22 protein-coding genes are annotated in these 24,245 nt (G+C 72.6%); 9 read left to right on the forward strand and 13 right to left on the reverse strand.

Features of this window, described 5'->3' with window-relative positions:
- The first annotated feature begins 139 nt into the window (after nucleotides 1-139).
- On the forward strand, nucleotides 140-709 hold the full coding sequence (locus ACX80P_RS14330) for an Rv3235 family protein (protein ID WP_459278780.1): 570 nt from the start codon (nucleotides 140-142) through the stop codon (nucleotides 707-709).
- On the opposite strand, the gene secA is transcribed toward ACX80P_RS14330, so the two are convergent.
- From secA to mtrA, 7 genes are all read right to left on the reverse strand, one after another.
- The gene (gene secA, locus ACX80P_RS14335) at nucleotides 710-3,418 is read right to left on the reverse strand and encodes a preprotein translocase subunit SecA (RefSeq protein ID WP_459278781.1); all 2,709 of its coding nucleotides are present in this window, start codon (nucleotides 3,416-3,418) and stop codon (nucleotides 710-712) included.
- A 122-nt stretch (nucleotides 3,419-3,540) separates the two neighbouring features.
- Nucleotides 3,541-4,764, reverse strand: coding sequence for a winged helix-turn-helix domain-containing protein (locus ACX80P_RS14340; protein ID WP_459278782.1), 1,224 nt, complete (start codon nucleotides 4,762-4,764; stop codon nucleotides 3,541-3,543).
- Between the two features lie 86 nt (nucleotides 4,765-4,850).
- A complete protein-coding gene (hpf, locus tag ACX80P_RS14345) occupies nucleotides 4,851-5,585 on the reverse strand; it encodes a ribosome hibernation-promoting factor, HPF/YfiA family (protein ID WP_459278783.1) in 735 nt (244 codons plus the stop codon).
- A gap of 155 nt (nucleotides 5,586-5,740) precedes the next feature.
- Nucleotides 5,741-6,712, reverse strand: coding sequence for a ComF family protein (locus ACX80P_RS14350; protein ID WP_459278784.1), 972 nt, complete (start codon nucleotides 6,710-6,712; stop codon nucleotides 5,741-5,743).
- A 60-nt stretch (nucleotides 6,713-6,772) separates the two neighbouring features.
- Complete coding sequence (locus tag ACX80P_RS14355) at nucleotides 6,773-8,530, reverse strand: LpqB family beta-propeller domain-containing protein (RefSeq protein WP_459278785.1); 1,758 nt, start codon at nucleotides 8,528-8,530, stop codon at nucleotides 6,773-6,775.
- The gene (gene mtrB, locus ACX80P_RS14360) at nucleotides 8,530-10,329 is read right to left on the reverse strand and encodes an MtrAB system histidine kinase MtrB (protein ID WP_459278786.1); all 1,800 of its coding nucleotides are present in this window, start codon (nucleotides 10,327-10,329) and stop codon (nucleotides 8,530-8,532) included. The genes ACX80P_RS14355 and mtrB overlap by 1 nt, the downstream gene beginning before the upstream one ends.
- An 85-nt stretch (nucleotides 10,330-10,414) precedes the next feature.
- Nucleotides 10,415-11,092 carry an MtrAB system response regulator MtrA gene (mtrA, locus tag ACX80P_RS14365; RefSeq protein ID WP_459278787.1) on the reverse strand — a complete coding sequence of 226 codons (678 nt, stop codon included), beginning with the start codon at nucleotides 11,090-11,092 and terminating at the stop codon, nucleotides 10,415-10,417.
- Nucleotides 11,093-11,223: 131 nt separating this feature from the next.
- Between mtrA and ACX80P_RS14370 the strand changes: the two genes are divergently transcribed.
- The 5 genes from ACX80P_RS14370 to ACX80P_RS14390 are packed head-to-tail and all read left to right on the forward strand — an operon-like array spanning nucleotide 11,224 to nucleotide 17,020.
- Complete coding sequence (locus ACX80P_RS14370) at nucleotides 11,224-12,606, forward strand: DUF7847 domain-containing protein (RefSeq protein WP_459278788.1); 1,383 nt, start codon at nucleotides 11,224-11,226, stop codon at nucleotides 12,604-12,606.
- Nucleotides 12,607-12,643: 37 nt separating this feature from the next.
- Nucleotides 12,644-13,300, forward strand: a complete 657-nt coding sequence (locus ACX80P_RS14375; protein ID WP_459278789.1) for a DUF4129 domain-containing protein — start codon at nucleotides 12,644-12,646, stop codon at nucleotides 13,298-13,300.
- Nucleotides 13,297-14,610: a DUF4350 domain-containing protein gene (locus tag ACX80P_RS14380; RefSeq protein WP_459278790.1), complete on the forward strand. Its 1,314-nt coding sequence runs from the start codon at nucleotides 13,297-13,299 to the stop codon at nucleotides 14,608-14,610. Before ACX80P_RS14375 ends, ACX80P_RS14380 begins: the two co-directional genes overlap by 4 nt.
- Nucleotides 14,607-15,668, forward strand: a complete 1,062-nt coding sequence (locus ACX80P_RS14385; protein WP_459278791.1) for an AAA family ATPase — start codon at nucleotides 14,607-14,609, stop codon at nucleotides 15,666-15,668. Before ACX80P_RS14380 ends, ACX80P_RS14385 begins: the two co-directional genes overlap by 4 nt.
- 59 nt (nucleotides 15,669-15,727) lie before the next feature.
- Entirely contained in the window at nucleotides 15,728-17,020 is a 1,293-nt protein-coding gene (locus tag ACX80P_RS14390) for a DUF58 domain-containing protein (protein WP_459278792.1), read from the forward strand.
- A gap of 21 nt (nucleotides 17,021-17,041) precedes the next feature.
- On the opposite strand, the gene ACX80P_RS14395 is transcribed toward ACX80P_RS14390, so the two are convergent.
- Together ACX80P_RS14395 and ACX80P_RS14400 are read right to left on the reverse strand one after the other, a co-directional pair.
- On the reverse strand, nucleotides 17,042-17,542 hold the full coding sequence (locus ACX80P_RS14395; RefSeq protein WP_459278793.1) for a class I SAM-dependent methyltransferase: 501 nt from the start codon (nucleotides 17,540-17,542) through the stop codon (nucleotides 17,042-17,044).
- Nucleotides 17,506-17,721: a hypothetical protein gene (locus tag ACX80P_RS14400; protein ID WP_459278794.1), complete on the reverse strand. Its 216-nt coding sequence runs from the start codon at nucleotides 17,719-17,721 to the stop codon at nucleotides 17,506-17,508. The genes ACX80P_RS14395 and ACX80P_RS14400 overlap by 37 nt, the downstream gene beginning before the upstream one ends.
- 70 nt (nucleotides 17,722-17,791) lie before the next feature.
- Here ACX80P_RS14400 and ACX80P_RS14405 point away from each other — a divergent pair, with 70 nt between their 5' ends.
- Nucleotides 17,792-18,460 carry a DUF4166 domain-containing protein gene (locus ACX80P_RS14405; RefSeq protein ID WP_459278795.1) on the forward strand — a complete coding sequence of 223 codons (669 nt, stop codon included), beginning with the start codon at nucleotides 17,792-17,794 and terminating at the stop codon, nucleotides 18,458-18,460.
- A 24-nt stretch (nucleotides 18,461-18,484) separates the two neighbouring features.
- On the opposite strand, the gene ACX80P_RS14410 is transcribed toward ACX80P_RS14405, so the two are convergent.
- Genes ACX80P_RS14410 through ACX80P_RS14425 form a run of 4 tightly spaced genes read right to left on the reverse strand, consistent with a single transcriptional unit; the run spans nucleotide 18,485 to nucleotide 22,358 of the window.
- On the reverse strand, nucleotides 18,485-19,516 hold the full coding sequence (locus tag ACX80P_RS14410) for a uroporphyrinogen decarboxylase/cobalamine-independent methonine synthase family protein (RefSeq protein WP_459278796.1): 1,032 nt from the start codon (nucleotides 19,514-19,516) through the stop codon (nucleotides 18,485-18,487).
- Nucleotides 19,509-19,958, reverse strand: a complete 450-nt coding sequence (locus ACX80P_RS14415; RefSeq protein WP_459278797.1) for a chorismate mutase — start codon at nucleotides 19,956-19,958, stop codon at nucleotides 19,509-19,511. Before ACX80P_RS14415 ends, ACX80P_RS14410 begins: the two co-directional genes overlap by 8 nt.
- A 43-nt stretch (nucleotides 19,959-20,001) precedes the next feature.
- Complete coding sequence (gene mnmA / locus ACX80P_RS14420; RefSeq protein WP_459278798.1) at nucleotides 20,002-21,138, reverse strand: tRNA 2-thiouridine(34) synthase MnmA; 1,137 nt, start codon at nucleotides 21,136-21,138, stop codon at nucleotides 20,002-20,004.
- Nucleotides 21,135-22,358 (reverse strand): cysteine desulfurase family protein, encoded by a 1,224-nt coding sequence (locus tag ACX80P_RS14425; protein WP_459278799.1) that lies wholly within the window; start codon nucleotides 22,356-22,358, stop codon nucleotides 21,135-21,137. The genes mnmA and ACX80P_RS14425 overlap by 4 nt, the downstream gene beginning before the upstream one ends.
- 105 nt (nucleotides 22,359-22,463) lie before the next feature.
- On the opposite strand from ACX80P_RS14425, the gene folP reads away from it, so the two are divergent.
- Together folP and ACX80P_RS14435 are read left to right on the forward strand one after the other, a co-directional pair.
- A complete protein-coding gene (gene folP, locus ACX80P_RS14430) occupies nucleotides 22,464-23,408 on the forward strand; it encodes a dihydropteroate synthase (RefSeq protein WP_459278800.1) in 945 nt (314 codons plus the stop codon).
- Complete coding sequence (locus tag ACX80P_RS14435; protein ID WP_459278801.1) at nucleotides 23,405-24,148, forward strand: pyrimidine reductase family protein; 744 nt, start codon at nucleotides 23,405-23,407, stop codon at nucleotides 24,146-24,148. The genes folP and ACX80P_RS14435 overlap by 4 nt, the downstream gene beginning before the upstream one ends.
- Nucleotides 24,149-24,245: the final 97 nt, after the last annotated feature.

Consider the following 24,245-nt stretch of genomic DNA (forward strand, 5'->3'; position numbering starts at 1 on the left):
CACACAGCGCCCGCACCTGCCCGGAACAATCCGGCGCCGCGGGAACCGCCGTGCCTCCGCACGTCCGACGCCGTGTCCCGCATCAGCGTGGGAGTCAGTCCACGCGTCAGTAACGAGTCCGTCCGAGAGAGGAACCAGCATGAACGCCGTCACCCAGCTCCGTCCCAGCGACACCGCCGAACTGGCCGTGGCCAGCGGCGCCCCGCGACCACTGCCGGCCACGCCTCCCCGTGCCACCGACGGTCAGGCCGGCGTGCTCCCTTTCAGGCCGCCGGCTGAACCGAGGACCGGGCCCGGCCGCACCCCCGACCCGCCCGAGGAGAACCCCCCGGGCGCAAGCGCGGAGGCGGAGATCGAGCACCGGATCGCGAGGATCGCCCGGTCGGTCTGCCAGGGCGCGCTCGAGGTCCTCGCCGGATCACGCCCCCTGCAGCAGATGGCACGCTGGCTGGATGCGGAGAACTACGAGCGGCTGCAGCTGCGGACCAACCTCGTCCGCTGCATCAGCGCACAGCCGGCCGCCCGCACCGGGTCTCCGGAGAGCGCCGACCGGCACGTCGTGGTGCGTTCCGCGAGGGTCTGCGCGGTCAGCCCGGGCGTGTACGAGGCCGCCGTCGTCGCCGTCGACCGGAGACGGGTCCGCGCCGTCGCTCTTCGGATAGAGCGACGGCGCGGAGCGTGGCGGGTCACCGCCCTCGAGATCGGCTGACTACTTCTTCCTGCTCTTCCTGCTGCCGGAGGGTGCGGCCTGCGCCTTGTTCCGCTCCACGTGCATCTCGGCCTCGCCCTGTGCGTTGGGAGCGATGAAGTTCAGCGTGGCAGGCTTGGCGGGTGCTTCGAGCCCCGCGGCCTTGATCGTCGGGGCCTGGACCACGCCGCGGCCGTCGGTGACCCCGGGAAGACCCGTCTGGGCAGGAGCGGAGACCTCGACCTCGAGGTTGAACAGGTACCCGATGCTCTCCTCGCGGATCGACTCCATCATCGCCTGGAACAGGATGAAGCCCTCACGCTGGTACTCGACCAGAGGATCCCTCTGGGCCATCGCGCGGAGGCCGATGCCTTCCTTCAGGTAGTCCATCTCGTAGAGGTGCTCCTGCCACTTCCGGCCGATGACCGAGAGCACCACGCGACGCTCGAGTTCACGGACGGTCTGCTCCCCGAGCGATTCCTCCCGCGCCTGGTAGGCCAGCTTGGCGTCGGACAGGATCTCGTCGTGCAGGAAATCACGGGTGATCTTCGACGTCCCGCCTGCTTCCTCGATGACTTCGTCGGCCGTGAGCGTGATCGGGTACAGCGTCCTGAGGTTCGTCCACAGCAGGTCGTAGTCCCAGTCGTCGCCATGGCCCTGCGCCGTCGCCTCGTCGACCATCGCGGTGATGACGTCCTCGAGGAAGAACTGCACCTTCTCCCTGAGGTCGTCGCCCTCGAGGATCCGCCGGCGGTCGCCGTAGATGGCTTCGCGCTGGCGGTTCAGCACGTCGTCGTACTTCAGGACGTTCTTGCGCTGCTCTGCGTTGCGGCCCTCGACCTGGCCCTGGGCGCTCTCGATGGCCTTGGAGACCATCTTGGATTCGAGGGCGACGTCGTCGGGCATGGTCGCGCTGTTCATGATCCGCTCGGCGCCGCCCGAGTTGAACAGGCGCATGAGGTCATCGGTCAGGGACAGGTAGAAGCGGGACCGTCCGGGATCGCCCTGGCGGCCCGAGCGGCCACGCAGCTGGTTGTCGATGCGCCGCGACTCGTGGCGTTCCGTCCCGAGCACGTACAGTCCGCCGAGGTCGCGGACCTCGTCCTGCTCGGCCCGGACGGCTTCCTTCGCGGCCTCGAGAGCCTCGGGCCACCGGGCCTCGTACTCCTCCGGGTTGTCCGCAGGGTCGAGCCCCGTCTTCTCGAGCGCCGCGACGGCGTTGAACTCCGCGTTGCCGCCGAGCATGATGTCGGTGCCACGGCCGGCCATGTTGGTGGCCACGGTGACGGCACCCTTGCGACCGGCCTGGGCGATGATCGCGGCCTCGCGCGCGTGGTTCTTCGCGTTCAGGACCTCGTGGCGGACGCCTGCCTTGGCGAGCTGCTTCGACAGGTACTCGCTCTTCTCGACGCTCGTCGTGCCGACGAGGACGGGCTGTCCGGTCTCGTGGCGCTCGACGATGTCCTTGACGACTGCGTCGAACTTCGCGACCTCGTTCTTGTAGATGAGGTCGGACAGGTCCTTCCGCGCCATCTCCCTGTTGGTGGGGATGGGGACGACGCCGAGCTTGTAGGTGGACATGAACTCGGCGGCCTCGGTCTCGGCGGTACCGGTCATGCCCGAGAGCTTGTCGTAGAGGCGGAAGTAGTTCTGCAGCGTGACGGTCGCGAGGGTCTGGTTCTCGGCCTTGATCTCGACGCCCTCCTTCGCCTCGATCGCCTGGTGCATGCCCTCGTTGTAGCGCCGGCCCGCGAGGATGCGTCCGGTGTGCTCGTCGACGATCATGACCTCACCGTTGAGGACCACGTAGTCCTTGTCGCGCTTGAAGAGTTCCTTGGCCTTGATGGCGTTGTTCAGGAACCCGATGAGCGGCGTGTTGGCCGACTCGTACAGGTTCGAGATGCCGAGGTAGTCCTCGACCTTCTCGATGCCGTCCTCGAGCACCCCGACGGTGCGCTTCTTCTCGTCCACCTCGTAGTCGACCCCGGCGGTGAGCTTCTGGACGACCTTCGCGAACTCGTTGTACCAGCGGTTCACGTCCCCCGACGCCTGGCCGCTGATGATCAGCGGGGTGCGGGCCTCGTCGATGAGGATCGAATCGACCTCGTCGACGATGGCGAAGCTGTGGCCGCGCTGCACGAGCTCGGTGGCGCTCCACGCCATGTTGTCGCGCAGGTAGTCGAACCCGAACTCGTTGTTCGTCCCGTAGGTGATGTCCGCGGCGTACTGCTCACGGCGTGTCGCGGGATCCTGCTTCGAGAGGATGCAGCCGCTGGTGAGGCCCAGGAACCGGTAGACGCGCCCCATCAGGTCCGACTGGTACTCGGCCAGGTAGTCGTTCACCGTGACGACGTGCACGCCCTTGCCGCTGAGCGCGTTGAGGTAGGCGGGTGCGGTGGCGACGAGGGTCTTGCCCTCGCCCGTCTTCATCTCGGCGATGTTCCCGAGGTGGAGGGCGGCGCCGCCCATCAGCTGCACGTCGAAGTGACGCAGCCCCAGCGTGCGGCTCGACGCCTCGCGGACGGCGGCGAAGGCCTCGGGCAGGAGGTCGTCGAGGGTCGCGCCGTCGGCGAGGCGCTTCTTCAGCCGGTCGGTCTCCCCGCGCAGCTCTGCGTCGGACATCCCGCGGAATTCGTCCTCCAGCACATTGATCGCATCAGCGTAGTTCCGGAGTCGCTTCAGTGTCTTCTTGTCGCCGGTGCGAAGAACTCGTTCGAGAAGTGATGGCACGGGTATCTGCTCCCAATCTGATGCTGCCCAAAGATGGCGTCCCTAGTCTACGGGAGAGACGTTCGGCCCCCCGCTTCAGTTCCCCCGCGGCACACGCCGGCGACGCGGAACTGCGTGTCCGCTCAGCGTAGCGTGCCGACCTCCGCGGACAGCCCGGAGGCAAGGTTCCCGCGATCCTCGACGACGACGTCGTCGAGCCCCAGCCACCGCGCCAGCAGGCGCAACTCGACGGCGAGCTCGGACGCCGTGTCGGCGGGAGCGCCGGGCTCCGCATGACCGGCCCGGACCAGCAGCCGTCCGGACGCGCGGTCCGCCTTGAGGTCCACCCGCGCGACGAAGGACTCCCGCAGCAGGAAGGGCAGCACGTAGTACCCGTGCGTGCGTCGCTCGGCGGGCGTGTAGATCCCGATGCGGTAGTGGAAGCCGAAGAGCCGGTGCAGCCGGTCCCGCTCGAAGACGAGCGAGTCGAAGGGACTGAGGAGCGCCCTCCCCCGTGCCTGGCGCGGACGGGCTGCTGCGGGGTGCAGGTACCACGGCTCCGTACCGGCGTCGACGGTGACGGTCTCGAGCGCGCCGGCGTCCACGAGGGCGTCGAGGGCGGACCGCGTCTCCCGGACGGGGGTGCGGAAGTAGTCGGCGACGGAGCGTGCGGACGCGACGCCCAGCGCTCCCGCGGCCCGCTCGGCCAGCACCGCGAGCGACGCCGTCCGGTCCGGGTCGACGGGGGCGAGGGCGGCGTCGGGCAGCACGCGGTCGATGGGCGCGTAGAGGCGCTCGAACTGGTCCGACCGTCCGGCGGACCCGATCTCGCCACGGGCGAAGAGCTCCTCGAGGACCCGCTTCGTGGCGGTCCACCGCCATCCCCAGCCGTCGACGGGGCGCTCCTCGGTCCCGCCGAGCAGCCGCTGGACGTTCGACGCGCTGAGCGGCCTCCCCCGGCCCAGGAGGTCCAGGACCGCGGACTCGAGGGACTCGCGGACTTCTCCGGGCATGCCGCCCGCCCCCATCCAGGTCCTCCGCTGCCACACCCTCAGGTGGGGGAACAGCTCGGGCGGCACGAGACTCGCCTCGTGGGCCCAGTATTCGACGAGTCTGCGCGGGGACCGGGAGTAGAGGGCATCGAGCTGGGCTCGGTCGTAGCAGCCGAGGCGTGAGAACAGGGGCAGGTAGTGGGATCGGGCGAGGACGTTCACCGAGTCGATCTGGAGGACCTGCAGGCGCCGGGCAGCGGACGCGACGGCGCGGGAGGACGAGGGTGCCTCGACGCGGGGACGATGCAGCCCCTGGGCCGCGAGGGTGATCCGCCGCGCCTGGGCGAGGGTGAGGTTCGGCATGGTCTCCTGCATGGAACTGCCTCCGCGCGGGGCGCGGAGGCAGGTCCGGGATGTCGGTGAGGATCGTGGCCGGCGGACGCCGGCCACGGCGGCCGCTGCTAGGCGGAGGCGGCTTCCCTGGCCCGGTAGGCGAGGAGTTCCTCGCGGGGTTCCTCGGTCCCTTCGGCGCACTTCGAGTCGAGCGTGATGACGCCGTAGTTCCAGGCCTGACGCCGGTACACCACGGAGGGGGCTCCGGTGGCGGAGTCCACGAAGAGGTAGAAGTCGTGGCCGACGAGCTCCATGTTGTCGACGGCGTCGTCCAGTGTCATGGGGACGCCGGAGAAGACCTTGCGGCGGATCAGGACCGGCGAGTCGCCGGCGGGGGCGTCCCCCGGCGAGGAGTAGGCGTCGGCGTCGTCGGGCTGGGGGGTGGGCTCCTGTGAGGCCTGGGCGGTCTGCGCCGCCTCGAGGTAGAGGGGCTGCGCGGGATCGGCGGGCTCGAGATCGGCCGTCGCGATGCGGACGGCCACCGGGGTGTGGCGGCCGTGGTGGACCTTGCGACGGTCGCGTGCGCGGCGCAGGCGCTCGAGGAGCTTCCCGTAGGCGAGGTCGAAGGCGGCGAACTTGTCCGCCGCGGAGGCTTCGGCCCGGACGACCGGGCCCCTGCAGATCACGGTCAGCTCGACGGTGAGCGAGGTCTCCGCCATGCGCGCGCTGGGCTCCTTGGTGATCTTCGCATCGACGCGCTGCACCTTGTCGCCGAGTTGCTCGATCTTGTCGATCTTCTCCGTCGCGTACTCACGGAAACGGTCCGATACCGCCAGGTTCCGACCATTGATCACGAATTCCATGGTGCCCTCCACATCACTAGGTGACACGGCGGCGGCCGAGGCGTTCCAGCAGAGCCGCCACCGACGGGTACGTGTCGTCACTGTGTGGTACCCGTACTTCACGGTAGTTCACCCCCCTCCGTTATTCATTACCCGACGCTCCGAAAGTTCCTGTACTACGCCGGGTACCACCTGTGCGTGGCCGGTGGGGTGGTCCGCCCGGTACGGGCCGGTGATGACGTCGCAGCGACGACGACGGCCCCGAGCACCCGCGCTCCGCAGTCCTGCAGGACGCGGTGCAGCTCGCCGATCGTTGCCCCGGTGGTCAGGACGTCGTCGACGATGATGCAGTCGCGGCCGGCCAGCAGGGCGCGCGCGTCCCTGCCGCCGCGCATGGAGTGCAGGACGTTCGCGCGGCGGCGGCGGCGACCCAGGCCCTTCTGACCGCCGCCCGGCCCGGACAGCGCAGCCAGGACCGCCCGGGCCGGCCTGCCCGGCCCGAGCCGTTCGCCGCGGACCAGGGTCCCGGCCAGCCGCAGCACCGGCGGCACCTGGCGCGCGGCTCCCGGCGCGAGCCGAACGCCGGCCGGGAGGGTTCCCCGCCGGTCGAGGCGCGTCAGCAGCAGCAGGAGCGGGTCATAGCCGCGCCGCCGCCGCGAGGAGGCGCGGGTGGGCACCGGCACGAGCAGGAGAGGGCGGGCCGGCACGGCGCGTCCGCCGCCGAGCACCGCGACCGCCTCGTGCAGCACCCCGGCGAGGGCCGCCTCGAGGGGGGCCGCGAGATCGACGTGCCCGTGGTTCTTGTAGGCGAGCAGGACGCGCGACACCGCGCGCCCGTACCGCCCGGCGGCGAGGACGGGGAGCGGCCCGAAAGCCCGGTCGCGGTCCTCGGGGCCCGTGGCCCCGGTAGGGACCAGGGCGACGTCGGGCAGGGATTGGGCTCCTGCCTCCGCGCGGAACGGCCGCGAGGTCGCGCGCCGGAAGCCGGCGCTGCACGTGGGGCAGAGGGAGGTGTCCCACTGGCCGCAGACCACGCACGACGACGGCAGGACGAGCGCCGCGAAGGCAGTGAGCGCATCCGCGGCGCGCCGGTAGGGCCGCCCGAGGACGACCCGGTCCAGGACGGACGAGGGGTCGGGGATGTTCATCCCAGCAGTCCACAGCAGGGGACGCCGGCGCGGGGCCGGGCAGCCCCTATGTGGACATCCCTACCCCGGGAAGGCCGGATCCGTCACGGCGACCTGCTCGTCCACCCAGCTGCCGCCGATACGCCGGAACAGGGTGGAGCCCGCCTCGGCGTAGAACGTGTCCTCCGCGTCGGAGCCCGCGCTGAGGCCGACGACGCCGTCGAGCGCCGCCATCGACTCGCGCTCGCCGTCGAGGTGCAGGATGACCGGGGTGGCCTCCACGCCCGCCCCGACGGACGACGCCACGATCACGCTCTGGCCGGCCCACGTCGCCGTGTCGATCGACCCGTCCGTCGGCAGCGTGAGCGGTGTCGTGAGCGTCTGTGGCGCGCCCTCCGTGGAGCGCGTGACACCCGCCAGCAGGACCTCGCCCACCCCACCCCGATCCGTGACGATCAGTGCGCGCGATCCGTCGCGGGCGATGCGGAGTTCCCTGACGTCCCGGTCCCCCAGCCAGCCGGCCGAGAGGACGGCGGCGTTCGCCTCCGTACCGCCCGGCGGGATGGCGAGCACCTCGGTGCGGCCCCCGACCGCACGGGTGGTCCACACCCAGTTCTCGGGATCGAACGAGGGCTTCGTCAGGGAACTGCCGCGGAGGACGGCCCGAGCGTCGCTGCCCGGCGCGGTGACGTAGAGGGTCTTACGGTCCGCGTCGAGGAACGCGTAGGCGCTGCCCGAGACGGCCGTGGCGGGGTCGCGCGGTCCGAGTACCCTCACCGACGCCAGTCCCTCGATCTCGGTGATGGAGCCGTTGCGGACCCGCACCAGTTCGCCCTGCGCGACCGCGACCTGTTCGCCGCCGACATCGGGGGTCAAATCCGGCTTCACGAGCTCGGGCGCCGGGGGTCCCAACTGGATGGGCTGGTCGCTGGTCATCTCCACGGTGGTGACGTCGTTCAGGCCGAGCAGGTTGACCAGGAGCTGCTGGTTCATCTGCTGGAGCCGGAGGTTGGTCGCGTTCTCGAGGACTTCCGGCGAGAGTTCGACCGACGCCGTACCGGAGGTGATCGGCACCGAATCACGGGCGAGCGTGACCCCTTCGGGGAAGGCGCTCGTGACCGAACCCTGCAGGTAGGGCGCCGGACCGGCGAGCATCGCGCTGACGATCCGCGCGGTCACCCCGGTGCGCCGGACGAACCAGCGGGCATCAGGGACCCAGTACCGGTAGTTGCTGCTGTAGAAGTACAGGCTGTGCGAGATCAGGAGGTTGCGGGCGCTGCTCTGGGCGAGCATGATGCCGTCGGGGATCGCGTCGATGCGCCACTCGCCGTCGAGCTGGACCATACGGACGCCCAGGGTCTCGGTCGCGGGGACGACCGTGTTGGTGCGCACCCCCCGGGCGTCGACGGTTCCCGCCGTCTCGAGCTGGATCTGGTAGACGCCCTCGGCCTCGCGCTTCTCGACGCGCGGATCGGACCGGAACAGGACGATCCGCTCCTCGGGCTGCCACGTCGCGTGCAGCTCCGGGCTCAGGAACTGGCGGGCCACGCTGTAGCCGTCGCTCGCGCCGGTCCCGGCGGTGATGAAATCGCGGAGGATCTGCTCGGGTGTCGCTCCCGGGGCCGGACCCTCGGGGTCGAAGACGGGTGCGACGGCGTCCGGGTCGCCGTCGGAGGCCTCGATGATCCCGACCGGCCCCGCCGTCGGGATGGCCGAGCATCCCGTGAGCACGAGGATGCAGGCGACGAGCAGCGCAAGGATCCGGGCGGCCCGGACCAGTGCGCCGTCGTGGACGGGTCCGCGGCGCTCCCGCACCCGTGCCGTGGCGTGATCTCCCACTACTCTCCCCCGTCCCGTCCGCGTGTCAGGTCCGCCTGGTGTCCGTGGTCGCTCCGCCGCGGCGGGCCCCCGGCGGCCGGCGGCAGGGCCAGGGGCGACGACGTCAGCTCCGTCCCCTGGGTCCGGGGCAGCGTCAGGCGGAAGCAGGCGCCCTCACCGGGCAGGCCCCAGGCCTCGAGCCACGCCCGGTGCAGCCGGGCGTCCTCCATGGCGATCGAGAGGCCGAGCCCGCTGCCCCCCGTCGTCCGCGCCCGGGCGGGGTCGGCACGCCAGAAACGGTCGAACACCCGGGACGCCTGCTCGGACGTCATCCCGATGCCATGATCCCGGACGGCGACGGCGACGGCGTCGGGGCTGCACGCTATGTGGATCTCCATGGGCTTCGCCTCGCCGTGCTCGAGGGCGTTGACGATGAGGTTGCGGAGGATGCGGTCGATCCGTCGCGCATCGGCGTCAAGGATGCAGTGCGTCTCCTCCGACACGATCCTGAGGTCCGACCCGAGCCGTTCCGCGAGGGGCAACGCGCCGTCGATCGCGTGCTGGACGAGGCCCACGATGTCCACCGATTCCGCTTCGAGGACGGCCGCCCCGGCGTCGAACCGGGAGATCTCCAGCAGGTCCGCGAGCAGCGCCTGGAACCGCTCCACCTGGTCGAACAGGATCTCGGCGGACCGCTTGTTGACCGGGTCGAACGTGTCCCGCGCATCGTGCAGGACCTCGGCGGCCATCCGGACCGTGGTCAGCGGGGTGCGCAGTTCGTGGGAAACGTCCGAGACGAACCGCTGCTGCATCTGGGACAGCTGGGCCAGCTGGGTGATCTGGTCCTGCAGGCTCCCGGCCATGTGGTTGAAGGAGGCGCCGAGCCGGGCGACCTCGTCCTCCCCGCTGACCTCCATGCGTTCCTGCAGCTGCCCCGCGGCGAGCTTCTCGGACACGGACGCGGCGTGACTGACGGGCCGGACGACGCTCCGCGTGACGTACCAGGCGATCGCCCCGATGACGAGCAGCAGGACGACGCCGGCCAGCCAGAGCACCCGGTGGATGTCGTCGAGGGTGGACTGCATCGCCGACAGGTCGTAGTAGACGTACAGCGCGTAGGCGGCCTGGTCCGGCGGGAGCTGCACCTGGGACCCGAACGCGATGCCCGGCGCATTCGTCGCACCGCTCTCGGTGACCGGGATCATCAGGGGGGCCCAGTGGATGTCGGGGCCGGCAGCGACGGCGTCCTGCAGGTCCCGCGGGAGCATGCTGGCCGTCACACCCTCCTGGCTCACCGTCGTCGGGATGAGGACGTCCCCCGAGATGGGCACCAGGATCGCGTGGCGCGGCGCATCCGTGTCCAGGCTGACGAGCGCCTCGACCGAATCCAGCACGAGCCGGCTGGTGGTGTCGCGGTCGGTCGCGGAGGACTCCCTGAAGACGGCCTTCGTCCGGGTCAGCTCCTCCGTGGCCTCGGCGCTGAACTGGTCGAAGCGCTGGTCGTAGAGGGCGCTGGCGATCTGGTTCGAGAGGAACCCGCCCACGGCGACGAAGGAGACCGAGGTGAGCAGCATCGTGGCCACGACGGTCCTGAACTGGAGGGAGCGGCGCCAGCGCTGGGCCACGGACTCCAGCGCCGAGCGGGCCCGGAGCGATGCGGCGCGCAGCGGCGAGGCGACGGGTCCGGAGGACTGCGCATCACGGGGCGGGAACACGTCGGCGGGCGCATCCGCGACCGGCACCTCGACCGGCACCTCGACGACGCCGGGAGGCGTCGCGGCGGGAACAGGCTCGGCCTGCACGGCCGTCGCGGGAGTCACCGGCCCGGAGGGGACGGGGCCCGGGGGCTGCGCGGTGGCGGGAGGGGTGCGGGAGCCGGAGGAGCGGCTGTCCGCGCTCCCCCCATCAGACCTGTCCGGCCTTGTAGCCGACACCACGCACCGTCAGGACGATCTCGGGCGCTTCCGGATCGCGCTCGATCTTGGAGCGGAGTCGCTGCACATGGACGTTGACGAGCCGCGTGTCCGCCGCGTGCCGGTACCCCCAGACCTGCTCGAGGAGGAGTTCGCGCGTGAAGACCTGCCAGGGCTTCCGGGCGAGGGCCACCAGCAGGTCGAACTCGAGGGGCGTCAGCGAGACCCGCTGCCCCGCCCTGGCCACCTCGTGACCGGCGACGTCGATGGTCACGTCGCCGATCCGCAGCGTCTCGGGGGCCTTGGACTCGGCGGGCCGCAGGCGCGCACGGACCCGCGCCACCAGCTCGGCCGGCTTGAAGGGCTTGGGGACGTAGTCGTCGGCACCCGATTCGAGGCCGCGCACGACGTCGGACGTGTCCGCCTTCGCGGTCAGCATGACGATGGGGAGGTCCGATTCGGCCCGGATCTGGCGGCACACCTCGATGCCGTCCATGCCCGGGAGCATCAGGTCCAGCAGCACCAGATCGGGATGGGAGGAGCGGAAGACGCCGAGCGCCGCCGCACCGTCGGCACAGAACACGGGGTCGAAACCGTCGTTGCGCAGGACGATGCCGATCATTTCGGACAGGGCCTCGTCGTCGTCGATGACCAGTATGCGTGCCTTCATACCCCAATACTGTCGTATCGACCCCGCAAAGTCGCATCAGCCGCAGGGTACGGAGTGCCGCGTCGGAACCGGCGGTGCGCGGCGGCTCCGCCGGGGTGTCGGCCTATGATGCAGGAAGGGGCGCCGACGGCATGCCTCCAGGAACCATCGACCGAGGGGGCGCTGTGGGTGACGAGGCGGAGGGCCGGCCTGACGGCGGCCCGACGGGCGACGGGACGGCACCCGGCCGGACACCTCCCGGCGGATCGCCCTGGCAGTCCCCCGGCCGGCAGCACACTCCCCCCACCCCCTCCTGGGGAGCGCCACCGGCAGGCAGTCCGTCGGCCAACCCATGGGGACAGCCCGCGGACCCGCGGCAGGCCGGAAGCCCCGGCTTCCCCGGGTACCCGGGCCCTCCCCCGGGTGGCGGGTTCCCTCCGCAGTACCGTCCCCCGACGGCCGGGCAGGGCTGGGGGACCCAGTACCCGCAGTACGGGCAGGGCGGCCGCGCACCCGGCTATCAGGCCCCGCCGAAGCCGGGCGTGATCCCGCTGCGGCCCCTCGGACTCGGCGAGATCCTCGACGGCGCGTTCCAGGCCTGCCGGAAGAACCCCGTGGCCACGTTCGGCACCGCCATCCTCCTGCACGCCGTCGTCGCGCTCGTGACGGTGCTCCTGCTCGGCAACCTCCTGTCCTCCGTCGACGTCCTCGAATCCCCCGACCCGACGTCGGACAGCATCATCGGCGCCGTCGCCGGGCTCGGGGTGTTCGCGTCGGTCGGCGGCGTCGTGTCCGCCGTGGCAGTGCTCCTCCTGCAGGGCATCCTCGTGATCCCCATCGCCCGCGCCGTCATCAACCAGAGGACGTCGTTCGGCCAGGCCTGGCGCCTGGCCCGCGGGCGCATCCTCCCGTTGCTCGGCTTCGGCCTGCTGGCCTTCGCCGTGGGCCTCGCAGGGCTCGCGCTCCTCGTCGGCATCTCGGTGCTCGCGATCATCGGCCTCGAGGGGTACTCGGCCCTCGTCATCGTCCCCCTCGTCATCGCGGCGCTGGTGGCCATGGTGTGGGTGGGCACCAAGCTCACCGTCGCCCCCGCCGCCCTGATGCTGGAGGGCGCCGGACCGTGGACGTCCATCCGCCGATCGTGGCAGCTGACCCGCGGCACCTGGTGGCGGACCTTCGGGATCGTGCTCCTGACGAGCATCATCGTCTCGATCATCACCTCCGTCATCTCGGCGCCCCTCTCGTTCGCCGTGACGCTCCTCTTCGGATTCAGCACCAGTGCCTCCGCTCCACCCGATGTGATGGGATCGCTGCCGCTGATCGCCGCCACCCAGGCCATCACGGCCCTCTTCACCGCGGTCGGCTACGCGTTCCAGGCGGGCGTCACCTCCCTCCTGTACGTGGACCTCCGCATCCGCCGGGAAGGCTTCGACGTCGTGCTCATGCGGGACCACGAGCGGGCCGGTGCGGGGAGGACGGACGTCCTTCCCGGCGGCACCACCTCCTTCGGGCACCAGCCGGGCGGACCGGCCTGATGCAGGGCTCCGTGACGCCCCTCGCCGGCAGCCGCCCATGAGCGGCACCATCCGCTCCCTCAGCCCCGACGCCGACGAGGCGCGCCGCCTGCTCACGGAGGAACTGGCCAGGGCGCCGTACGTCGACGCCCAGCCCGGTATCCTCCAGCGCATCCTCGCCGAGTTCCTCCGCGGCGTCGCACGGCTCCTCGACGGCGTCGGCGGTCTGGGCGCGGGACCGGGCACGCTCGTGCTGGCCCTCGGCGCCGTGCTCGTCATCGTCGTCGCCGTCGTGCTCATCCGGCCACGAGCGAATATGCGCGGCCGCACACACGAGTCCGCCGTGTTCGACGACGGCGCGACCCGGTCCGCCGACCATCACCGCGGGCGGGCGGCCGCGCTGGCCGCCGACGGCGACTGGAACGGGGCGGTCGCCGAAGTGCTGCGGGCCCTCATCCGGTCGGCCGAGGAACGCCTCGTGGTCGCGGACCAGCCCGGCCGGACGGCCACGGAGGCCGCCGCCCAGCTCGGCGCCGCGTTCCCTCCCCTGTCCGCGGACGTCGCCTGGCTGGCGGACGTGTTCAACGAGACCCACTACGGCAGCGGGACGGCGTCCGAGGAGGCCTACCGGCGCGCCGCAGGGCTCGACGCGCGCCTGTCCTCGGCGCGCCCCGCCCGACCCGGCGGCACGACGGCACCGGCGGCTCCCCGATGACCGGCGGGCAGCCGACACCGCCGTCGGCCTCCTCCCCGGCGCACGCCGACGGGCACGCCGAGGGGTACGCGGCCCCGGATGCCGGGGCCGGCGTCCAGGAGGACCGCCGGCCAGCCCCGCCGCGGAAGGCGACGGGGACCGAGGTCATGGGGGACGGCGGGAGCGCGCTGGTGACCGCCCGCACCCGTCTCCGACGGTCCCGTCCCCTGATCCTCGGGGCCGTGGTCCTGGCCCTGATCGTCCTGATCAACCTCTTCTCCGGCACGGAGGAGGACACTCGCCCGCTGTCTCCGGGCAACGCGGCGCCGGACGGCGCCCGGGCGGTCGCGGAGGTCCTCGACGCCGGGGGCGTCGACGTCGTGCGGGTCGACTCCTTCGACGAGGCGATCGCCTCCCTCGAGGAGGGGCCGGCCACCCTGTTCCTCAATGACGCCCGGCAGTACCTCAGCGCCGGCCAAGTGGCGGACCTGGCCGCCCTGGCGGACCGCGCGGTCCTCGCCGCGCCGGGGGGGCGCCAGCTGAGCGCACTCGACGACGACTTCGCGCAGGTCGGCGCCGTCCCCCTCGACCTGGGCGGCGGCGCCGCCGCCCTGTCCGCCGACTGCCCCGACACGGATGCCATGGCGGCCGGCACGATCACCGGGACGGGAACGGCCTACTCCGGCGCCGTCGCATGCTTCCCGGTGACGGTCGACGACGCGTCCGGCGGCCTCTACACCACGGGCAGCGATGGTTCGGTCGCCGTCCTGGGCGCTCCCTCGATCCTGTCCAACGAGGCCGTCACGGAGGAGGGCAACGCGGCCCTCGCCCTGCGCGCGCTCGGGTCCTCGCCGACCCTCGTCTGGTACGAACCCACCGGGGCCGACGTCGTGTCCACCGGGGAGGGCGTCGACCCGTCGACGCTCCTCCCGCCCTGGGTGGACCCCCTGCTCGTCTGGCTCCTCGTGTGCGCGGTCCTCGCCATGCTGTGGCGGGGACGACGCGTGGGGCCCCTCGCGGCCGAGCCGCTGCCCGTCGTCGTCCGCGCGGCGGAGACCGCGGAGGGCCGGGCCCGCCTCTACCAGGATTCCCGGGCCGTGGCACACGCGGCCGCCATCCTGCGGGCGGGCGCCCTCGCACGGCTGGCCCGCCGGCTCCGCGTGGACCGTTCGGCCTCCGCCGCGGACGTCATCGACGCGGCCGCCCGCCACAGCGGCCGGCCGCGGACGGAGCTCGAGCAGCGCCTGCTCCGCGTCCCCACCACCGACCACCAGCTTGTGCTCTGGGCACAGGACATCCTCGACCTCGAGAAGGAGATCACGCCGTCATGAACCAGACTCCGAGCCGGCAGCAGGGGCAGTCGGACGGGCAGGCGCTCGACACCGCGCCCGGGTACGCGACCGGCCGGGCACCCGGCCCCGGCGCGGACCAGGCCGACGGCGAGTCGGCCCGCGCCGCCCTGCTGCGCGTACGCGCCGAGGTGGGCAAGTCGATCGTGGGCCAGGATGCGGCGGTCACGGGCCTCCTCATCGGTGTCCTCGCCGACGGGCACGTGCTGCTCGAGGGCGTGCCCGGTGTCGCCAAGACCCTCCTGGTCCGGACGCTGGCCACAGCCCTGGACCTCGACACGAAGCGCGTGCAGTTCACCCCGGACCTCATGCCGGGCGACATCACGGGCTCGCTCATCTACGAGTCGAAGACCTCCGAGTTCACCTTCCGCGAGGGCCCCGTGTTCACGAACATCCTCCTCGCCGACGAGATCAACCGCACCCCGCCCAAGACGCAGGCGTCACTGCTCGAGGCGATGGAGGAGCGGCAGGTCTCCGTCGACGGCGTGTCGCGGCGCCTCCCGACGCCGTTCATCGTCGCGGCCACACAGAACCCCGTGGAGTACGAGGGCACCTATCCCCTGCCCGAGGCCCAGCTCGACCGTTTCCTGCTGAAACTCTCCCTCCCGCTGCCCGGGCGTGAGGACGAGATCGAGGTGATCCGCCGCCACAGCGTCGGGTTCGACCCCCGCAACCTCGGTGCTGCCGGCGTGCGGGCCGTCGCAGGCGCTGCGGACATCGACCGGGCGCGGGCGGCGGTGTCCCGCGTCGCGATCGCGCCGGAGGTCCTCGCCTACATCGTGGACCTGGTCCGCGCCACGCGATCCTCCCCGTCCTTCCAGCTCGGCGTCTCGCCGCGCGGTGCCACCGCGCTGCTCACCACCTCGCGGGCCTGGGCCTGGCTCTCGGGCCGCTCCTTCGTGACGCCCGACGACGTCAAGGCCCTCACCCTGCCGGCGCTCCGCCACCGCGTCGCCCTGCGGCCGGAGGCGCAGATGGACGGCGTCGGCGTGGACGACGTGCTCACGGGCATCCTCGGCTCCGTCCCCGTCCCGCGGTAGGCCCACCACCTGCGCCCCGGGTGCGCGCCGTCGCCCCCGGGTCCGAGAGGAGCTCCTCCTTGGTCATCACCGGCCGCCTGGTCCTGCTGGCACTGCTCGGCGTCGTGCCCGTCATCGTGTACCCGGGTGCGACGTCGATCCTGCTGTGGACCCTGCTCCTCGCGGTGGTCGCGGGTCTCGACCTCGCCCTGGCCGCGTCCCCCCGCCGCGTCGGTCTCCAGCGGACCCTTCCGGAGAGCGTGCGCCTGGGTGAGGAGTGCGCCAGTGACGTGATCCTGCGGAACGACACCCCCCGATCCCTTCGGGCCACCGTGCGGGAGGCCTGGCAGCCGTCTGCGGGTGCCGTGGATCCGGAGCAGTCCGTCGTCGTGCCCTCCGGGGAGGCGCGGCGCATGACCGTGAGGCTCCGGCCCACGCGCCGCGGGATCCTCCGCGTGGAGACGGTCACGGTACGCAGCGCCGGCCCGCTCGGGATGGCGGCCCGGCAGGTCTCCGTCCCGGCGCCCGGCGTCCTCCGCGTCCTGCCGCCCTTCGGCTCCAAGCGGCACCTCCCGTCCAAGCTGCGCCGCCTGCGCGAGCTGGACGGCCGGGCGGCCGTCCAGATCCGGGGTGCCGGCACCGAGTTCGACTCCCTGCGGGACTACGTCCGGGGCGACGACGTCCGGTCCATCGACTGGCGCGCGACGGCGCGTCGCCGCGACACGGTCGTGCGGACGTGGCGTCCCGAGCGGGACCGCCGCGTCGTCGTCGTGCTGGACACCTCCCGCACCTCCGCCGCGAGGGTCCTCGACGAGCCGCGGCTGGACACCGGGATCGAAGCGGCGCTGCTGCTGTCCGTGCTGGCCGAGCGCGGCGGTGACAAGGTGCACTTCCTCGCCTTCGACCGCCGGCTCCGGGCGCGGGTCGACTCCACGGCCAGGGGCAACCTGCTGGCCTCGCTCGTGACCGCCATGGCCCCCCTCGAGGCGGAGCTCATCGAGGCGGACTGGTCCCGCGTGCCCGCGCAGGTGCGGGCCGTCTCCCCGCACCGGTCCCTCGTCGTCCTGCTCACCTCGCTCGACGCCGGGGCCGTGGAGGAGGGCCTGCTGCCCGCCCTGCCGGGCCTGACCGAACGCCACGTCGTCGTGGTCGCGTCGGTGCGTGATCCGCGGCTCGAGGAGATGAGTGCGGACCGGTCGACGGCGTCCGCGACCTTCCGGGCAGCGGCCGCGGAGCGCTCCCTCCTGGACCGCGCCGCGGTGGCGCACCAGCTGAAGCTGCTCGGGGCGGAGGTGGTGGACGCCGTGCCCGCGGACCTCCCTCCGCTCCTCGCCGACACCTACATCAGGCTCAAGGCCGCCGGGCGACTCTGAGGGACCGCCGGCGGGTGACGCTCACGGCTTCCGGGCGACGATCGTGTAGGTGCAGGGTACGAGGTCCCGCTCGGCGTCCGGCCACGCGAAGCCGCCCGGAACCTCCACCATGCGGGGCGAGAACCTCCACGGAAGGGTGGTCCCCTCGTCGAGGCGGAGGAGCTGCAGGCCCGCGCCGAGGAGTGCGTTGACGATGGCGGACAGCGGGTGCGCCCATTCGTACGTCCGCGGGTGGGCCACCCTGCCGTCACCCGCATAGGTGGAGTCCTCGTCCCGGACCTGCGCCTGCCCGGTGCTGAAGTACGGGTAGCGGAGCTGCAGTCCGTCGGCGTTCTCGTCGAGTGCATAGAGCACGGGGTGGCCGTCCCGGATGTAGAACGTGCCCCCGGATCGGAGGAGCCCGGCGACCTGGTGCGCCCAGCGTTCGAGGTCGGGCAGCCAGGTGATGGTCCCGATGCTGGTGTACACGAGGTCGAAGTCCCCGCTCACGGCCGCCCGGGCATCGAGGACGTCGGTCTCCACCCACCTCGCGTCGAGGCCCAGGCGCCGAGGTCCGCCCGGGCCACGCTGCTCAGGTGGTCGGGGTCGTCGAGGTCCGCGATGGCGTACGCCATCTCGTGGAGCGGCACCCGGTCATCCCAGTTGTCGCGGTTGGCGGCACGCGCGGCGTCCCAGTCGATCGCACTCCGGCTCTCACCCATGGATCGAGCATACGAGGGAGCCGTCCCGCCGTGGTTGACTGGGGGTCCGAGCGACGGAAGCGGGACCGACATGACCTCGATCTACCAGCAGGCGATGGGCCGCGATTTCGGCCGCCTCCAGCCGGAACTGCGTGAGTACTTCGGCCTGCACGCGGAGAGCGGGCTGTCCGGCTCCGGTCGCGGGGTCTTCGACGTCGCCGGCTGCCCGGCGTGGTTCGCCCGCCCCGCCTTCCGCCTGACCGCCCTCGAGAACGCGTTCTTCCCGGAGTACAACAGCGACGTCCCGTTCACCATCCGCAACTACCCGCACCTCGACCCGTTCGGGCGCCCGGCCCTCACGGCCCGCCGGGAACTGGACTTCGGGACCGCCCTGCGGGTGTTCGAGGACACGACGTCCCTGCGCGACGACGTCCTCACCGACTACGTGGGCCGCCACCGGCGCATGGCCACGCTCCTGACGTGCACCGCCACCGAGGACGGCCGCATCCGCATGGTCTCGTCACGGACCCGCCTCTTCGCGGGGCTGCGACTGCCGCTCCCGGACGCCCTCGGGGCCCTCGCCTACGTGGAGCAGTGGTGGGACGACGACGCCGGCCGCTTCAGGATCAGCACGCGGGTCATCCACCGCCAGCTGGGGACCCTGCTCGTCTATGCGGGGAGCTTCGACTACGTCCTCGAGGAGTTCGACGGCGTGCTGCCTGCCGAGGTGCGGCCGCGGCGCTGGGAGGAGCGGGTCTGACCCCACGCCCCGCAGCCCCGCGGGTCACCCCTCGGCGCGGACCTGGTCCAGGGCGTCGGCGGTCTGGGCGAGCCGGGTCAGCGCCTGCGTCGCGGTGGTGGGGGTGAGCGTGTCCAGGCCGGGCAGGGCCGTGACCGTCAGGGAGGCCAGCATCGACACAGGGAGGCCGACCCGCCGCCAGGCCGCGAGCACCGATTCCGCGAGGACCCTGACCTGCGGGACCCCGTTGCGGGCGTCGAGGATCGCGAGCCAGAGCTGCCGCCCGGACTCGACGTCCCCGGCGAGGTCCTCCCAGCGGGCGTCGGAGAGGCCGCGCAGATCGAGGGAGAGGGCGTTGGCCGTGCTGGAACGCGCGGCGTCGAGCGCGACGTCGCCAGGTCCCGGCGCCAGCACCGTCCCGGCCGCTCCCGCGGCGACGACCGCCGACGTCACGAGATCCCACGCCTCCGTGGCCTCCCGGCGGTCGAGTGCGCGGAGCGTGCGGTAGCCGCTCGCGGTGGGCACCCTGCCCGTGAGGACGTCGTCGGCGTCGGGCTCGTCCACCTGCAGCAGCACCTCGGCTCCCCTGGCCACCCCCGCGACCCGGCGGACGAGGTCCGCGGCGCCGGCGGCGAGCGACTCGTAGAGCTCGCGCCGCGCGCCGTGGTCGATGAGGACGCGCTCGCCACCGTGCAGGTGGACGCCGGCCGCCAGCGACAGCGGTCCGAGCAGGTGGAGTTTGACGCGCGACGCCGGGGCCTCCTCGGCGCCGGCGACGTCACCCAGGGCGTTGATGTCCGAGGACAGGGCGGATTCCGCGCGGCGCTGGTCCCTGCCGGGCCGCTGGACGAGGCGCCACCCGTGCGGCTGGAGGTCGAAGGGCAGCTCGACGAGCACCCCGAGGGTGCGCCCGACGGCGTCGCTTCCCGGTCCGCGCGCCTGCAGGGACGGCAGGAAGGGGAGGTTCGCTCCCCCGAGCTCGCCCCGCACGGCACGGTTCGCCTCGAGCGGGTCCGTCCCCGGCCAGTCGCCGGAGGCCGTCGCCCCGACGGCGGAGGTCCCGGCCCCCTCAGGCATGCGGACCCTGTGCGTCGGGGGCGGAAGCCCCGGGCGCGGATGCCCCGGGCGCGGATGGACCGGGCGCCGGGACCTCCGGCGCGGGGGCGGCGGGCCTGCGGTTCTCGGAGATGGCCTGGTGGTGGCGGATCACCTCCGAGATGATGAAGTTCAGGAACTTCTCGGCGAACGCCGGATCGAGCTGCGCCTCCTCGGCGAGCATGCGGAGGCGGGCGATCTGGGCGGCCTCGCGCTGGGGGTCGCCGGCAGGCAGGTCGTGTTCGGCCTTCAGGTGGCCCACCCGCTGTGTCGCCTTGAAGCGCTCGGCCAGGAGATACACGAGGGTCGCGTCGATGTTGTCGATCGAGCTCCTCACCGAGAGCAGCTCGGCCATCACCTCGGGGGCGACATCCCCTGCGAGGGAACTGGCGGCCGGGTCGAAACCACTGCGTGGGTGCGTCATGACTCCAGTCAAGCAGACGCCCGCGGGCGTCCGTGAACTGCGACTAGCCCGCTGCGGCCGGTTCGGGGCGGAGCGCGGAGCGTGCGGAGTCGATGGTCGCCTGGCCGAGCACGCGGGTGCCCTGGTACAGCACCACGGTCTGCCCGGGCGCGACGCCGCGCATCGGTTCGACGAGCCGCACGTCGAGCACCTGGACACCGCCGTCGCCGCCGACCCGCGCGCGGGCGGCGACGGGATCGCCGTGCGCCCGGACCTGGGCCATGCAGTCGAACTCGTCGCCCGTCCGGACGGCGTCGATGGGCACGCCCGCCCAGGACACCTTGATGCCCCGCATCTCGTCGATGGCGAGCAGGTGCTCGGGCCCGACGACGACCTCGTTCTGCTTCGGCCGGATCTCCAGCACGAACCGGGGCTTGCCGTCCGCGGCCGGGGTGCCGAGCTTGAGGCCGCGCCGCTGGCCGACCGTGAACGCGTTCGCGCCGGGGTGGCTGCCGATCTTCCCGCCGTCGACGTCGAGGATGTCCCCCTCCGTCATGTCGATGCGCTCCTCGAGCCAGCCGCGCGTGTCGCCGTCGGGGATGAAGCAGATGTCGTGGCTGTCCGGTTTGTTCGCGACGGACAGGCCGCGGCGTTCGGCCTCGGCGCGCACCTCGGCCTTCGAGGGTGTCTCCGCCAGCGGGAACATGGAGTGCCGCAGCTGCTCGTGGGTCAGGACGCCGAGCACGTAGGACTGGTCCTTCGCCCAGTCGGCCGCGCGGTGCAGTTCGGGATTGCCGTCGGCGTCCTCGATGACCTTCGCGTAGTGGCCGGTGCACACGGCGTCGAAGCCGAGCGCGAGCGCCTTCTCCAGCAGGGCTGCGAACTTGATGCGCTCGTTGCAGCGCATGCAGGGGTTGGGGGTGCGGCCGGCGGCGTACTCGGCGACGAAGTCGTCGACGACGTCCTCCTTGAACCGCTCGGAGAAGTCCCAGACGTAGTACGGGATCCCGAGGATGTCGCAGGCGCGCCAGGCGTCGCGCGAGTCCTCGATGGTGCAGCAGCCGCGGCTGCCCGTCCGGAGCGTGCCGGGCATGCGGGAGAGCGCGAGGTGGACGCCGACGACGTCGTGACCCGCCTCCACGGCACGCGCCGCCGCCACTGCGGAGTCGACGCCGCCGCTCATCGCTGCCAGTACCCTCATGAGAACCCTGTTCCTGCCGTCCGGATGGTCGATGCGTGCCCTGCCATGCCCGCCCTACGGGCGCGCGCGTAGGCCTCCCCGATGGCGCCCACCACGGCGTCAACGTCGTCGGCCGTGGATGTATGCCCCAGGCTGAACCGCTGGGCGCCGCGCGCCTCGTCCTCCGTCAGGCCCATGGCGAGAAGCACGTGGGAGGGCCTCGGGACACCGGCGGTGCACGCGGAGCCCGTGGAGGACTCGATGCCCGCGAGGTCGAGGAGGAACAGCAGGGAATCGCCCTCGCAGCCGGGGAAGGTGAAGTGCACGTTGCCGGGGAGCCGTGCGCCCTCGGTGGCCGGATGCGCGACCCCGCGCAGCACCGCCTCGGGGACCTCCCGGCGGATGCCGTCGATGAGGCGATCCCGCAGCGCGGCCAGGCGGGGCGCCTCGTCGCCGAGGCGGGCGACGGCGTCGTCGGCCGCAGCGGCGAACGCGGCGATGCCCGCGCCGTCGAGCGTGCCCGAGCGGATGTCGCGCTCCTGCCCGCCGCCGTGCTGCACCGGGGTGAGCGTCACCGCGCGCCCCACGAACAGGGCCCCGACGCCCACGGGGCCGCCGATCTTGTGGGCGCTCACCGCCATGGTCGCGAGCCCCGAGTCGGCGAAGGACAGCGGGAGGGAACCGAACGCCTGGACGGCGTCGCTGTGGACGGGGACGCCGTACCGGGCGGCCTCCGCCGTGATGGCCCGGACGGGCTGGACGGTGCCGACCTCGTTGTTGGCCCACATGACCGTCACGAGCGAGATCCTGTCCGGGGCGTCGGCGAGCGCGGTCCGGAGCGCGTCGAGGGAGACGAGGCCGGTGGCGTCGACCGGGAGCCACACCACCTCGGCGCCCTCGTGGCGCTCGAGCCACTCGACGGTGTCCTGCACGGCGTGGTGTTCCACGGCACTGCAGAGGATCAGGGTGCGCGCCGGGTCGGCGTCGCGCCGGGCCCAGAAGAGTCCCTTGATGGCGAGGTTGTCGGCCTCGGTCCCGCCGGAGGTGAAGATCACCTCCGAGGCGTGGGCCCCGGCCGCGGCAGCGATCGTCTCGCGGGCCTCCTCGACCGACCGCCGGGCGCGCCGGCCCGAGCCGTGGAGGGAGGACGGGTTCCCGCTCCGGCCGAGTTCGCGGGTGAGTGCGGCGAGCGCGGGCGCCGAGATCGGCGTGGTCGCCGCGTGATCGACATACACGGGCATCCTCCGATTCTACGGGCGCCCGGCCGGGCCGACGATTCCGGTGGCACGCATCACCTCCCGACGCCGCCCCGACGCCCTCCCAGCCCGCAGTGGTAGAAAGACTGGGTGGACAGTCACGCAGCGGCGCCCTCCGCCTCCAGCCCGTACCGCCCCGGCTTCCGGCACGCGGTGCACACGTTCGGTACGCGCACCCTGGACTTCGACCGGCAGGTCGCGCTCATGGCCGTGATCAACCGGACCCCGGACTCGTTCTACGACGGCGGGGCGACGTTCGCGCTCCAGGCGGCCGTCGAGGCGTCCCTCCGGGCCGTCGACGACGGAGCCGACTGGGTGGACATCGGCGGCGCGCCCTTCGCTCCGGGCGACCCCATCCCGGCGTCGGAGGAGATCGACCGGATCGTCCCGGTGATCACCGCCGTGCGTGCGGCGTCCGACGTCATCATCTCCGCCGACACGTTCCTGCCGGAGGTCGCCCGCCAGGCGCTGGCCGCCGGCGCCACCGTGGTCAACGACACCACGGGGCTGCGGGACCCGGACATGGCCGCGGTGGTCGCCGAGGCCGGCGCGCACCTGGTCATCACCCACAGCCTCGCCGCACCGCGGACCGTGTACGCACGGCCGACCTACGGCGACGTGGTGGGCGAGATCGCCGACTTCCTCCTCCGGAGGGTCGACGACGCCGTGCGGCTCGGTATCCCGGAGGACCGCATCCTCCTCGACCCCGGACACGACCTCAACAAGAACACCCTGCACTCGCTCGAGATCACGCGCCGCTTCCCCGAGATCGCCGGGCTGGGCTTCCCCACCCTCGCCGCGGTGTCCAACAAGGACTTCATCGGCGAGACACTCGACCGCCCGAAGGGCGAGCGCGTGGAGGGGTCGCTCGCCGCCGCCGTGATCTGCATCCTCGGGGGCGCCCGCGTGGTCCGTATGCACAACGTGGCGGCGTCCCGGGCCGCGATCAACCTCACCGAGGCCGTCCTGGGGTGGCGGCGACCCGCCTACCTGAAGCACAACATGGGCGAGTTCAACGAGCCGGCTGCCCGATGATCACCTCGCTCCTCCCGCCCACCGGCGCGCCGGTCGACGACGACGCCCTGCACCGCATCTACGCCTACCCGGCCACCGACAGGCCCTACGTGCGCTTCAACTTCATCGCCGCCGCCGACGGCGCCGCCACGAGCGGCGGCTTCTCCGCGGGCCTCGGGAACGACGGCGACCAGCGCATCTTCGCGGTCCTGCGGCGGCTCGCCGACGTGGTGCTGGTGGGAGCGGGCACGATCCGCGCGGAAGGCTACGGCGGTGAACTCGTCGACTGCGACGCCCGGTCCTGGCGCTCGGCCCACGGGCTCGCCGCACACCCCGCCGTCGCGGTGATCTCGGGCAGCCTCGCCCTGGACCCGGTCTCCGACTTCTTCCGCCGGGCGCCCGTCCGCCCGGTCGTCCTCACCAGCGCCGGGGCGCCGGCGGACCGGCGTGCCGCCCTCGAGGAGGTGGCCGACGTCGTCGACTGCGGCGCCGACACCGTGGAGGCGCCGACCGCGCTCGCCGAGCTCGGCCGGCGCGGACTGCTGAGGGTCCTCTGCGAAGGAGGCCCGGCTGTGCTCGGCGACTTCACCCGGTCCGGGGCCGTGGACGAGCTGTGCCTGTCCGTCAGCCCGCTCCTGGTCGGCGGCGACGGACCGCGGATAGCGGTGGGACAGAGCCCAGCGGACGCGCTCGCGCTGACGCTCTCCTCCCTGCTCACCGAGGACTCCGCCCTCTACACCCTGTACCGGCGCGCGGGCTGAGACGCGACCTCTGCGGACGGCCGGGACTCGGCGGCGAACTTCCCGGCCCGCTGCCACGTTGTACCAGCGCCTGCACACGGAGGAGGCCGGCGGGACG

Source organism: Arthrobacter arabinosi (assembly GCF_054511115.1).